At 58.2% G+C, this 11,896-nt stretch carries 14 protein-coding genes; 7 read left to right on the plus strand and 7 right to left on the minus strand.

Annotated features, from left to right (window positions below):
- The 3 genes from EXR70_13835 to EXR70_13845 all read left to right on the plus strand — a co-directional run bounded on the left by EXR70_13835 (position 1) and on the right by EXR70_13845 (position 2,128).
- The gene (locus EXR70_13835; GenBank protein MSP39563.1) at positions 1 to 456 is read left to right on the plus strand and encodes an Rrf2 family transcriptional regulator; all 456 of its coding nucleotides are present in this window, start codon (positions 1 to 3) and stop codon (positions 454 to 456) included.
- Between the two features lie 61 nt (positions 457 to 517).
- Positions 518 to 982, plus strand: a complete 465-nt coding sequence (locus EXR70_13840) for a hypothetical protein (protein ID MSP39564.1) — start codon at positions 518 to 520, stop codon at positions 980 to 982.
- 117 nt (positions 983 to 1,099) lie between these two features.
- Entirely contained in the window at positions 1,100 to 2,128 is a 1,029-nt protein-coding gene (locus tag EXR70_13845; GenBank protein ID MSP39565.1) for a hypothetical protein, read from the plus strand.
- Between the two features lie 4 nt (positions 2,129 to 2,132).
- Here the strand turns inward: EXR70_13845 and EXR70_13850 are convergent, their stop codons facing one another.
- Together EXR70_13850 and EXR70_13855 are read right to left on the minus strand one after the other, a co-directional pair.
- A complete protein-coding gene (locus EXR70_13850) occupies positions 2,133 to 2,732 on the minus strand; it encodes a hypothetical protein (GenBank protein MSP39566.1) in 600 nt (199 codons plus the stop codon).
- Positions 2,732 to 3,244 (minus strand): sulfopyruvate decarboxylase, encoded by a 513-nt coding sequence (locus EXR70_13855; protein ID MSP39567.1) that lies wholly within the window; start codon positions 3,242 to 3,244, stop codon positions 2,732 to 2,734. Before EXR70_13855 ends, EXR70_13850 begins: the two co-directional genes overlap by 1 nt.
- Positions 3,245 to 3,420: 176 nt before the next feature.
- Here EXR70_13855 and gcvH point away from each other — a divergent pair, with 176 nt between their 5' ends.
- Entirely contained in the window at positions 3,421 to 3,807 is a 387-nt protein-coding gene (gcvH, locus tag EXR70_13860) for a glycine cleavage system protein GcvH (protein ID MSP39568.1), read from the plus strand.
- A 96-nt stretch (positions 3,808 to 3,903) separates the two neighbouring features.
- On the opposite strand, the gene EXR70_13865 is transcribed toward gcvH, so the two are convergent.
- Positions 3,904 to 4,281 carry a septum formation initiator family protein gene (locus EXR70_13865; GenBank protein ID MSP39569.1) on the minus strand — a complete coding sequence of 126 codons (378 nt, stop codon included), beginning with the start codon at positions 4,279 to 4,281 and terminating at the stop codon, positions 3,904 to 3,906.
- A 69-nt stretch (positions 4,282 to 4,350) separates the two neighbouring features.
- Between EXR70_13865 and EXR70_13870 the strand changes: the two genes are divergently transcribed.
- From EXR70_13870 to EXR70_13880, 3 genes are all read left to right on the plus strand, one after another.
- Positions 4,351 to 5,637, plus strand: coding sequence for a phosphopyruvate hydratase (locus EXR70_13870; protein MSP39570.1), 1,287 nt, complete (start codon positions 4,351 to 4,353; stop codon positions 5,635 to 5,637).
- 16 nt (positions 5,638 to 5,653) lie between these two features.
- Positions 5,654 to 6,322: an endonuclease III gene (nth, locus tag EXR70_13875; GenBank protein MSP39571.1), complete on the plus strand. Its 669-nt coding sequence runs from the start codon at positions 5,654 to 5,656 to the stop codon at positions 6,320 to 6,322.
- A 178-nt stretch (positions 6,323 to 6,500) separates the two neighbouring features.
- Positions 6,501 to 7,001 carry a PilZ domain-containing protein gene (locus EXR70_13880; GenBank protein ID MSP39572.1) on the plus strand — a complete coding sequence of 167 codons (501 nt, stop codon included), beginning with the start codon at positions 6,501 to 6,503 and terminating at the stop codon, positions 6,999 to 7,001.
- Positions 7,002 to 7,014: 13 nt separating this feature from the next.
- Here EXR70_13880 and EXR70_13885 read toward each other — a convergent pair whose 3' ends face one another.
- From EXR70_13885 to EXR70_13900, 4 genes are read right to left on the minus strand one after another with little or no spacing between them, the layout of a single operon-like run.
- Positions 7,015 to 8,946, minus strand: a complete 1,932-nt coding sequence (locus EXR70_13885) for a TRAP transporter fused permease subunit (GenBank protein MSP39573.1) — start codon at positions 8,944 to 8,946, stop codon at positions 7,015 to 7,017.
- On the minus strand, positions 8,939 to 9,577 hold the full coding sequence (locus tag EXR70_13890; GenBank protein ID MSP39574.1) for a DUF1850 domain-containing protein: 639 nt from the start codon (positions 9,575 to 9,577) through the stop codon (positions 8,939 to 8,941). The genes EXR70_13885 and EXR70_13890 overlap by 8 nt, the downstream gene beginning before the upstream one ends.
- Positions 9,574 to 10,614: a TAXI family TRAP transporter solute-binding subunit gene (locus tag EXR70_13895; protein ID MSP39575.1), complete on the minus strand. Its 1,041-nt coding sequence runs from the start codon at positions 10,612 to 10,614 to the stop codon at positions 9,574 to 9,576. The genes EXR70_13890 and EXR70_13895 overlap by 4 nt, the downstream gene beginning before the upstream one ends.
- Positions 10,611 to 11,579, minus strand: coding sequence for a (2Fe-2S) ferredoxin domain-containing protein (locus tag EXR70_13900; protein MSP39576.1), 969 nt, complete (start codon positions 11,577 to 11,579; stop codon positions 10,611 to 10,613). Before EXR70_13900 ends, EXR70_13895 begins: the two co-directional genes overlap by 4 nt.
- Positions 11,580 to 11,896: the final 317 nt, after the last annotated feature.

Genomic DNA, 11,896 nt, shown 5'->3' on the forward strand with positions numbered 1-11,896 from the left:
ATGGCGCTCATGCAAAATCCGCGGCGGGTGGATTACGGTTTGCGCGCGGTTATTTACCTTTCCGACCAGGAGCCCGAGAAATGCTGCGCCATCGGTGAGATCGCCAGCAAACAAGGCGTGCCGAGAAAGTTTTTGGAAAAGATCATCCAGGATTTGGTGCGCGGCGGATTGTTGAAATCGAAGCGCGGATCTGCGGGCGGTTACCTTTTGGCGCGGGCGGCGGAAGAGATTTCTTTTTGCGACGTGATCGAAGCGCTCGAAGGTCCGATCGCGGTGAACGCCTGCATCGACCAGCATCTCGGCTGCGATCAAATGCCGCGCTGCACGATGATCGGGGTGTGGAGCGAAGTGCAAAATAGAGTCATGGAAGTGCTCAGCCGGACGACCATCGCCGGACTACGGCGGTTGCCTTGCCGGGAAATTATCGGCTCCTCTTCTCTTTCGAGTGCGGCGTGACTGGGATCACCGTTTGGCGGTTAATCCCCAGATCAAGCTGCGCCCTAACGGGATGGATTTTATGGCGTACGATTCGGGACTAAGTATGGAAGAGCGAGTGTCATCATTGTTTCAGCCGGATACTTTGTTGCCAGATCAGTATCTCGACACCTTTCGGCGCAAGGTGCACTTGGAACCGGAAAAGAAGCTGCTGTTGGCGATCCTCGAAGACGCCATCGCCTGCTATCAAAAATATGTTTTCGCCACAGAGGCCAAAGGCAAGGCGCTGTTTCGCGAGACCGAAGATTGGGTAGCGAAAAAAGGCGCGGACGCGGTTTTCGCTTTCGACAGCGTTTGCGAGATGCTCGAATTCGATCCGGCGTACCTGCGGCGCGGCCTGGCGGAGTGGAAAAGCAACGCGCTAGCGCAGCGTAATCAAGCGAGAGTTTTTCAGTTGGCGCCCCGGCTTAAGAAAAGCCGCGGCAACGTCGCGATGGCACGGCCGCGCCAGCCAGGGCGGCGCTTCAAGCGCGTGGTGAATCGTTAACGCACCGCGGCCTATTATCAGTTCGCGGCAACGCTGCCACGTGCATGCATCCGCTGTGTATGCGTTCCACTTATTGCCGACCTTGAAAAGCTTTGCGATCGAATTCATAAATAACTCATGGCTATTTTCGGACGCCGCTCGGCGCTAGGACAGCTGCTTTACGAATGGCGTTACCGCGCCGGCGAATACGCCTTACGCGGTTTCATCGGCTTCCTGCCTTTGGTCCCCCTTCGGGTGATGACATCGATCACTTCGTCGCTGGCTTGGTGTGCGTTCCAATTCATGCCTGGCTATCGTGAGCGCATGGAGAAAAACGTGGGCGCTGCCATGGGCGAGGAATTTCCCAGCGTTGAGGCGCGCAAAGAATTAGTATGGCAAGCCTGGCATAACTTTGCCCGCACGGTGTTCGATACCACTATGTTGATGCACCTCTCCAAGGAAAAAATCATCGCCATGGTGGCGGTGGAAGGGGAGGACGAGCTACGACGCGCGTTGGAAAAGGGCAAGGGCGTGCTCGCCTTGAGCGCGCACTTGGGCAGCTTCACGATGCTCTGCGCGCGTCTGGCGGCGGACGGTTATCCTTTCAGCGTGGTGGTGAAACATCCCAGACATCAACGCTTCGCGAAATTGACCGACGATTATCGCGCCCAAGTGGGCATTCACACGATCCCCGCCAAGCCGCGTCGTGAAGCGGTGCGCGGCATTCTCAAGGCGCTGCGCAATAATCGCGTCGTTTTGGTGATCGCCGATGAATTCAAATCAGGCGACCAGCTGGTGGATTTTTTCGGCATGAAAATACCGGCGCCGCGCGGCCCGGCGACCTTGGCGCTGCGCACCGGCGCGGTAACCTTGCCGATGTTCGCCACCCGCCAGCCCGACGATTCGTTGCTGCTATCGATCGACGCTCCCATCGATCCGGTGCTGGGCGAAGATATGGAGGCCGGCGTTGCGGCGACCACCGCCGTTTACACCCGCTGCCTCGAGCAGGCGATTCGCCGTTATCCGGCCCAGTGGAATTGGCTCGGCTTGCCTGAACGGGATGGAAAACCATCGCGCGCGACGATGGTACGGCTTGAAAAAGAAGCGCGCAAAGCCAGCGCGGCGCAAGGTCAGAGTGAAATAAGAAAAACCGGCACGGCGTCTTGAGCCGTCACAGCTTCGAATCGAATCCCGGATTTAGAATCGGTTTGTGCTCGGCCGCTTCGAGATAACGCATGAAGCGATATTTGTTCTCGATCTCGTCGAGCTTGAGCGGCGGCAAGTCTTTGGGCTGGCCGGGATCGACTTTGACGGCGATCAACGTCAGCTCATTTTTTTCCCAGGCGCGTTGGAACGCGGCGCGAAATTCTTCCCGCGATTGAACCCACCGAGCATTTCCATATCCCGCGCCTTTGGCGAGGGCCACCGCATCGCAGTTTCGCGACGCGGTCACGGTGCCGCCGGAGGCTTCATAGATTTCATTGTCGAACAGCAGATGAATCAGATTGCCGGGGTTTTGCCGGGCGATGGTCGGCAGGCCGCAGAGGTTCATGAGAAACGCGCCGTCGCCGTCGATGGCGATGACTTTACGCTGCGGCAGCGCGATGGCTAAGCCGGCGGCGATGGATGACACAAGTCCAAGAGTGCGGGTTTTGAGATTTCCGTCGCTCGGCCGCATTGCGCACCATTCACGTGTCGCCCAGCCGGTGGAAACGCAGAGCGCGTCCTTGGCGTAGCCGGCGATCTCTTTTAAATAATCATAACGCTGCATTATTTTACTCCGAGGACGCTTTTGGTCAGCAGCACGGCCACCGGTTTCTTCGAATCGTCGGCGAGGATCTGCGCGCCGACGAGGATTTCGTCAATCTCTTCGGTTTTGCGCAGGACGTAGCTGCGAAAGCCCAGCGCTTGGAGCACCGGTTCGGTGACCGCGCCCAACGTGGTAAAGCCGCGGTCGCCGATATCGCCGGCGTAGTAGATCAGCATGAGAATGGGGATTTGCAATTGCAACGAGGTGGTCGTCAGTGCGTTGCAGCTGTTCAAAAAGCCGGCGTTCTGCATGATGATCGCGGTCTTCTTCCCAGCCAGATAGGCGCCGGCGCATATGCCGATGCCTTCTTCCTCGCGGCAAAGCGGCACATGTTTCAGCTCTTTATCCGTCTCCACGGCGCGGATCACTTCGAGCATCTTCTCATCCGGCAGGGTGGCGACGAAATCGATGCCGGCTTTCTTCAGTCCGGCGACGATGCGCGCGGCGGCGATTTGCGGTTCTGCAGCGGTCATTTTCAGTCCTATTCAGCGGCTAAAGAATTTCTCTCCAGCTTTGCTCCTTGATTTGTCGACGACAATTAGCGCTACTGTGAATCGATCAGGATTGTCAAGGCGGCGTGGCGTTGGAGATTTGATGGGCAACGCCCTTGACAGCTTCATGGCAAGTTTATAGTGATCGTGCAAACCCGATGACGGAAAACGAAGTAAAAGTCAGTAAGCTCCATGTTTGGGTCGGCGTCGAAGACCGCATCGCGCGGCTCGGTCTGACCAACTATATTCAAGGCGCCCTGGGCGCGGTGATCTCGGTGGAACTGCCGGACATCGGCGACAAGATCGAGGAAGGCGAAATCTTCGCCGAGATCGAGTCGGTGTCGACGGTGCACGAGCTGGTCGCGCCGATTTCCGGCACGGTGCTTTCCGTCAACCCCCACTTGGAAGATCATCCTGGCACCATCAATGAAGATCCCTACAGCGACGGCTGGCTGATCGAAGTGCGCTTAACCGACGATTCGGAGTTGGACGCTTTGATGGATATGGATGAGTACTACCATTTTGTCTTCAAAGACGAGACCTAGGCGGTTTCCCGCAGCCTCGAACGTTTCACGAAAAATAATTGCCGCTTTGCTAACCGCGAAAGCTTGGCGCGCTTGGGCACAAATCATGTTTGGCGATCAATTTGATTTGGCTTCAAATTCGGGCGCCGACAAGGGCTTATCGCTCAAACCGCTACTACGGTTGGCGCGGGACTCGCTTTTGGGAAAGAGGTAGACAACGTCGCCGGGTCGGACCAGGTTCAACTCTTCGCGGGCAAGCTTTTCCAGATGCTGGTCGTCGTGGCGGATGCGCGCGATGCGCTGGCGCAACGCTTCATTTTCTTTTTGCATGCGGTAATTCTGCTCGTCGAGTTGGGCCTTTTCGCCGTGGAGGCGCCAAAGATGGAGCGCGCCGCGCTCGCCGATGATGGTCACGAGAGCCACCGCCAGGATCAGCGATCCGAGCAAGTAGAGCAACCATCCTGTAGGCAGACGTAAGTGAAAACGAATTGGCATGACGACGAAAGTAATATAACATACCAAAAAAATTTGTCGCGCTGAATAAAAATTTTTTGGAGGGTGTGGATGAAAATACAACGAGTGCACGGCCGCGAGGTGATGGATTCACGGGGACAACCGACGGTGGAGGTGGAAGTCCGTTTGACCAACGGCGTCATCGGCCGGGCGACGGTGCCGTCGGGAGCGTCCACCGGCGTGCACGAAGCGGTGGAACTGCGCGACGGCGGCAAACGCTTTCTCGGCAAAGGCGTAGCGCGGGCGGTGGCCCATGTGAATGACAAGATCGCGCCCAAGTTGCGCGGCAAAGAGGCGCGCGATCAAGCGACCATCGACCGCATCATGCTCGATCTCGACGGCACCGCCAACAAAGGTAAGCTGGGCGCTAATGCGATCCTCGGCGCGTCCTTGGCTGTAGCCCACGCCCAGGCGCGCGCCGATGGGCTGGCGCTCTATCGCTATCTCGGCGGTGCGGCGGCAAAAACTTTGCCGGTGCCGATGCTCAACGTCCTCAACGGCGGCGCCCATGCCGACAACAATGTCGACGTGCAAGAGTTCATGGTCGTGCCCTACGGCATGAAAAGTTTCAAAGAAGCGCTGCGCGCCGCCGCGGAAATTTTCGCCACGCTGAAAAAAGTTCTTCACGATCGTGGGCTGTCGACCAGCGTCGGCGACGAAGGCGGCTTCGCGCCGCGGCTTAAAAGCAACGCTGAGGCCATCGAGTTGCTGCTCGAAGCGATCGCCAAGGCCGGTTACAAACCCGGCTCGCAGGTCGCCTTGGCGCTCGATGTGGCTTCGAGCGAATTTTATGAAGACGGCAATTATATTTTTAAAAAATCCGACGGCCGCAGAAGGGGCCGCGCCGATATGGTCAAGCTTTACGAGGACTGGGTGCGCCAGTATCCGATCGTCTCCATCGAGGATGGATTCGCCGAGGACGACTGGGAAGGTTGGCGCATGATGACCCAGGCGCTGGGCAAGAAAATTCAACTGGTCGGCGACGATCTGTTCGTCACCAACAAGGTGCGCCTTAAGCGCGGCATCGATTCCGGCGTCGCCAACTCGATTCTCGTCAAAGTCAACCAGATCGGCACTCTGAGCGAAACCTTGGAGACCATGAAGCTCGCCAAAGCCGCGGGTTACACGACCGTCATGTCGCACCGTTCCGGCGAAACCGAAGATGTGACCATCGCCGATCTGGCGGTGGCGACCAACGCCGGCCAGATCAAGACCGGCGCCCCCTGCCGCGGCGAGCGCACGGCCAAGTACAATCAGCTGCTGCGCATCGAGGAAGAACTCGGCAAGCGCGCGGTTTACGCCGGCAAGAGCGTCTTTCGAGCGAGCCGTGGAAGCTGAACAGCCGCGGGGTGAATTGCCTCGTGGCGCGAAGCCGGCGCGCAAGCGCGAGAGCTGGGCGGAAAAATCCCGCCGCGCCGACGTGTTGGCGGCGCGCTTGGCGAATTTATATGGCGATGTCGACTGTCCGCTCATCCATCGCAACACTTTCGAATTGCTGATCGCGGTGATTTTATCGGCGCAGTGCACCGATGCCGCGGTGAACAAGGTTACTCCGGCGTTGTTTGACAAATATCCGACACCGGCAGCTCTCGCTTGCGCTCCGATTGGCGATATCGAATCGCTCATTCGCACCCTCGGACTGTTCCGCGCTAAGGCAAAATCGCTCAAACATTGCGCCGAGCAGTTGGTCGAAGATTTTGCCGGTGCGGTGCCGTCGGCGATGGAGCAACTCACCGACCTTGCCGGCGTGGGACGCAAGACCGCCAATGTCATTCGCGGCCACGCCTTCGGCATTCCGGGCATCGCCGTCGACACCCACTGCCGGCGGCTGTCGCGCCGCTTGGGCCTGACGCGCCAACAGGACCCGGCTAAGATTGAACAGGATCTGGCGCGGATTCTTGCGCCTCAGCAGTGGACCGGCTTCTCGCACCGGTTGATTATCCATGGCCGGCGTGTCTGCTACGCGCGCAAGCCCAACTGCGCCGGTTGCACGCTTGGCGATCTCTGTCCGGCCAAAACCTGATGGGCGACGGCTAAGATCGGTTGAGGGCGCCGAATCTTTAGCGTTTGGGTCAAGTTTTATGGTTATTCAGCGGTGCGCGGATAATCCGGCAAGATTTGTCTTGCCACTGTCGCGTCGGAAAATTACAATGCGGTTCTGACCCATGACTGGACTAGCATGAACGGCGGAAGGTAACTGAATGGCGCAAGTGAAATGTCCCAACTGTTCGCGGCAATTTGTTCGGCGCGTGTCGATTGTCGGCTCGGCCGAAACGTTGCTTGGGGTTTTCTTTATCTACCCGTTTCGCTGCCAGCTCTGCGGCGTGCGTTTCCGCATGCCGCAGTGGGGTGTGCGCTATGTTCGCGTGCCGGAAGACAAGCGCGAATATGATCGTCTGACGACCAGTTTCCCTTTGATCTTTCACGCCAACAATATGACCGGCCAAGGCTTGTCGATGGAAGTTTCCATGGGCGGCTGCAGCTTCAGCTCGACGATGCAGCTGGCGAGCGGTACGGTTTTGCAAATGTCGCTGCAGGTGGCCGACTCGGTGAGCCCCATCGTCGTCGACGCCGCGGTTGTGTGCTATACGCGCGAGCGCTTGATCGGCGTCGAGTTTCTCCAATGGCAGGAAAGCGAGCGGGATCGTTTGCAGCTTTTCGTGCGCGGCCTGCTGATCAGCCAACAACAGCGCGCGGCTTAATCTTCCGATCCAATCAATTCGGCGCTAATTCTCGGCGCCGGTACTGGAGCGCGGCGGCGACGGCAAATAGGCCGATGCCGATCATATCCTCGAGCAAACTCGGATAGACCAGCACCAACCCCGCGGCGATCAGCAGCAATCTTTCGATTTTTGTCGTTGCCACTTTCAACCAACCGGTAAAGCCCGCCGCCAATGCGACCAAGCCGATGGCGGCGGTGGTCGTGGTCCAGATAATATTTTCCCAATTACCTTTGAGCAGCAGGCCGACGCCGTCGGGATGGAGGGTGAACATGAACGGCACTAAGAACGCCGGCAGAGTGTATTTCCACGCCATCATCGTCGTCTTATACGGATTGCCTCCCGTGATCGCCGCGGCGGCGAAGGGCGCCAGCGCGGTGGGCGGCGAGACTTCGGAGAGCACGGCGTAATAAAAAATAAACATGTGGGCGGCGTATTCCGGAATGCCCAGCTTGATCATCGCCGGCGCGGTGATGACCGCGGCGATGATGTAAGAGGCCGTGACCGGCACGGCGAGGCCCAAAACCCACAGCGCCAACGCGGTGTAGAGCACGGTGAGAAATAAATTGTTGCCGGCGAGGGAGAGAATGATCAGGGAAAATTTCAAGCCGAGACCGGTAAGCGTGACCACGCCGACGATGATGCCGGCGGTCGCGCAGGTCGACGCCACCGACAAGACATCCAACGTGCCTTTCTCCAACATCTGCCACAAGCGCGTCGGCGAAAGCGCGGTGTCGCGGCGCAAATAACTCAATGCCACGCTGACCAAGCAGGCATAGGCAACCGACAAGATCGCCGTATAGCCCCACATCATGAAGCCAACGATGGCGAACAACGAGATGAAATGAAAACCGTATTTGCGCGTCAAGCTCCAGCAGTTGTCGCCCTCGACCTGGATCGGCTTGGCGCCGAATTTTCGCGCGTCGAGCTCGACCATGGCGAAGATCGACCAGTAGTAAAGCAGCGTCGGGATCGTCGCCATGGCGAGCACTTCGAGATAGGACACTTTTAAAAACTCAGCGATCAAAAATGCCGCGGCGCCGAGCACCGGCGGCGAGATGATCGCGCCGATGCCGCCGGCGGCGAGCAAACCGCCGGCGGATTCTTTATCGTAGCCGGCTTTGGCGAGCAGCGGCCAGGCCACCGAGCTTAGGGTTACCGTAGTGGCGACGCCGGAACCCGACGGACCGCCGAGTAGAAATGACGCCAGCGTCACCGTTCGTCCCGCTGCCGCCGGTTTGCCGCCGGTGGCGGCCAATGAAAAATTTACGTAGAACTCGCCGGCTTTGGAAAATTCCAAAACCGCACCGTAGATGGTAAACAAAATAATAAATGTCGCGGCGACGTCCAGCGGCACGCCGAAAATTCCTTCGAGCGTGACATACATGTGGCCGACCAAGCGATCGAGTTGATAACCTTGATGGGTCCAGGGCGGCGGCAAGTAGGCGCCGAAACTGGCGTAGGCGAGAAAACTCAAGGCGACCAGCGGGAGTATCCAGCCAGTTGTGCGCCGCGTCGCTTCGAGCACCAGCAGCATGGTCAGAGCGCCGAAAATTTGATCCCGCGGCGTCGGCAATGCGGCGCGATAGATGAACTCTTCAAAATCCCACAGCGGATAGCCCACCGCGGCGATGCTGGCGGCGACCAACAGCCAATCGTGCCATGGCACGCCGCCATGTTGACCCTTGGCGCGCGCCGGATAAATCAGAAACGACAGCACCAGCGCCAGGCCGAGAAATACCAAGCGTAGTACCTGGGCGGTGACCGACACCCAGGCCCAGTAAAGAAATAGTAAAGAGGTGAGGACGGCGAGAGTCGAAGTGATTTTACCGGCGACGCCTTTGAGTTGGCGGCGCGGCCCTTCTTCTTCCTGAACGAATTGCTGGGTCGCTTCGAGACGGGCGGGATCGATGCTGTCTTCACTCATAGCGGTGATCGTTGCATGGGCCGACGGTAATTCGATACGCGCGGTCGGGCGGTAGATTGAATGTTTCGCCTTCGACGCCCAGAGACATCGCCGCATCGGCGCTCAGGTTCAATTTCAACTCCGGCAAAAATGCCGGCGCCGGCGTGACGATCCATGCGCCGTTGTCACGCGTCGCCGCTTCATGGCCGTAAAAATCCACCAAGCGCGCTTCGCTGTAGCGCAGTTGGTTGAGTTCGAAACCGTTGGCGCGAATTAAAAAGACTTCTTCGACTTGGCTGGCGTAGATCGAGTGGCGAAAACTTACCTGCAAGATGCTGCCGACGCGCATTGGTATTTTACGATGGAAGTCTTGGTCATTCGTCACTTCGATGCACAATGGCTGGGCTTGGGTCAGCTTCCCCCTTTGAAAAAGGGGGGCCGAGGGGGATTTTCTTTGGCCGAGTTGCGCAGTTGCCGCTGGAGAAAATCCCCCCGTTCCGCCCTTTTTCAAAGGGGGGGCAAGAGATGCAAAGAATTCGCTGGGGTCGCCGCCATTGTCGGGCCCGGCGCTTACTGGATTGATGATCGTAACTACGGCTGCGCAGACCAAACCGGTTATGAGACTGGGTAAATTATTTTTCAACGAAATCATTTCGCCGCCGTCGGCACGCGCACGCCTTTTTCTTTGTAGTAGCGCAGCGCGCCGGGATGAAACGGGATCGGCGAGCCGACCACGGCATTTTTCAAATTAATTTCGACGGCGGCTTTGTGCACGGCAACCAGCTCGGATGTGTTTTCGAGAAACAATTTGGTGATTTGGTAGGCGAGGTTCTCGTCTAGTTTCTCGTTGGCGATGAGCAAGTTGGTCGCCGCTGCCACCGGGATATCTTCGTCGATGCCTTTGTAAGTGCCCTTGGGAATGTTGCTGACGTAATAGAGCGGGCCGTACTTGCCGACCATTTTCGCCACCGCGTCGCCGTGCGGGATCATGGTGATTTTAATTCCCGGCGTGGCGGCGAGGTCGAGCACCGCGGCGGTGGGCAAGCCGCCGTCCCAGAAAAAGGCGTCGATCTTGCGGTCTTTCAGTGCGCCCGCCGATTCGCCGGCGCCGAGACGCTCTTGGCTTCTCAAATCTTTAGGCGTCAGGCCGTAGGCTTCGAGCACGCGCAGCCCTTTCACTTCCACGCCTGAGCCAGGCGCGCCGGTGGAAACCCGCTTGCCCTTGAGATCGGCGACGCTCTTGATGCCGCCGCCGTCGACGGCGACGATGTGCATGTAATTGCCGTAGAGCGCCATGAGCGCGCGGATGTTGGCTTTGTCGGGCAGCCCTTTGAGCAGGCCGCTGAAGCCATCCCAAGCGGTGTCGGGAAGAGAAAATGCTAAGCCGACGCGATTGCCGTGCAGCAGCTTCACATTATCCACCGACGCGGTGGTGACTTCCGCGGTCGCTTCGGTGTTGGGAATCATTTTCGAAATCAGCGCCGCCATGCCGCCGCCGAGCGGATAATAAACCCCGCCGGTACCGCCGGTGGCGATGGACAAGCGGGTTTTGACCTGCGCGCCGGCTATTCGAGGAAGCGGCATGAGCGCGACGATGATCGCGCTTATAAAAAATAAAAAATGTTTCCTAGTCATTTGGCTTCTGCTCTTTCTGAGTGGCGCGATTCGGGAGTTGCGAACCGGCGTCACATCTTGCGCATGGCAATTACGTAGTAGGGAACAAAGCCGGTGCCGGCGTCGACTTCCAAGCGCTCTTCAAAGCCGTCGGCGGTGGGCTGGAGAATTTTTCGCGCCCGTTGCCCCTGGCTGGCGTGGCCTGGCGGCAAGTCGGCGAATTCTAGTTTGCTTTGATTGCGCGCGATGGCGTATTCGCGCACGGTGCCGCCGTCTGTGTAGGCGTGAGCGGTGATCGTTCCCGCCGGTTCGGCGCCGACGATGACCAAGGCTTTGTGTACATCCTTGCGGCCGTCGGCCAACGGATAGGTGGCGTTCATGCGCAGAGAGATAAAACGGCCACCGGCTTCGAAACTGCCGACGACTTCTTTTTGAAAGACGTAATCGGTCATGGCGTACTTGCCCTCGCCGCGAAAATGGCCGACGAGAAATTCCAACGGCTGCACATGGGCGCTCGGTTTGCCGTGATCGTGCACCGGATCGAAACGAAACTTTTCCGCCGCGCCGCTGTCGACGAGCAAGGTGCCGGCTTGCGCCGCCGCTTTCGCGTATTGAATCACGGCGCGCCAAGCGTCTTCGTTGGCGACTTCGGCGAACATTTCTTGCCGGTCGCCGATGCGCAGCGACAGCACCGGAGCCTGTTTGCAAGGGCCTTGGCAGCCGGTCTTTGAAATCGGCGCGCCGATATCGGCGCTCAGCCGCGCGAGTTCGCGATCCGACATGTCGAAGTCGATTTTGTTGTAACAGGGCTGGGCGGAGCAGAGAAAAAGACAGTTGGAAGCCTCGAAGTAAGCTGCTTTGGCGCGATCAAGCGCGCCCAACAGCTCGTCATCGGATGGATCGAGACGCCGAAGATGCAGAAAGTGACGCAGTTGGGCGAGCCCAGCTTCGGTCCAGGCGCCCTCCGTCTTAACCACGAATCCCGAGGCGTGGATCGCGAGTTCGGATTCTGTTTGTAGCTCTGCCGTCGTTCGTCGCACCGTTTACTCCCCTATCAGGGAATAACTTACTGTGAAGGACGTGAGGGCGTCAAGGAATTAATCCTGACTTGTTGTAGCAAAGTGATTATGTCAGGGGTTAACGGCAACGTAATTATGTCAGGGTGGAAGGATGACAACCCTGACAATGAAAGACGAGAAACGACTAGACGTATAAATCGCGGGCGTAAAGTGTACCACTGAACCGGCAAAGATCTGGCAGAAAATGGCGGGTCAAAAGTGTACCGGTCCTGTAGGCTGTCTCGATGTTATTGAATGGCATCGGGAGGCTGGAAGGATGTTCACAGTGGAGCTTTATG

The organism is Deltaproteobacteria bacterium, from assembly GCA_009692615.1.
Lineage (GTDB): Bacteria > Desulfobacterota > Binatia > UBA9968 > UBA9968 > DP-20.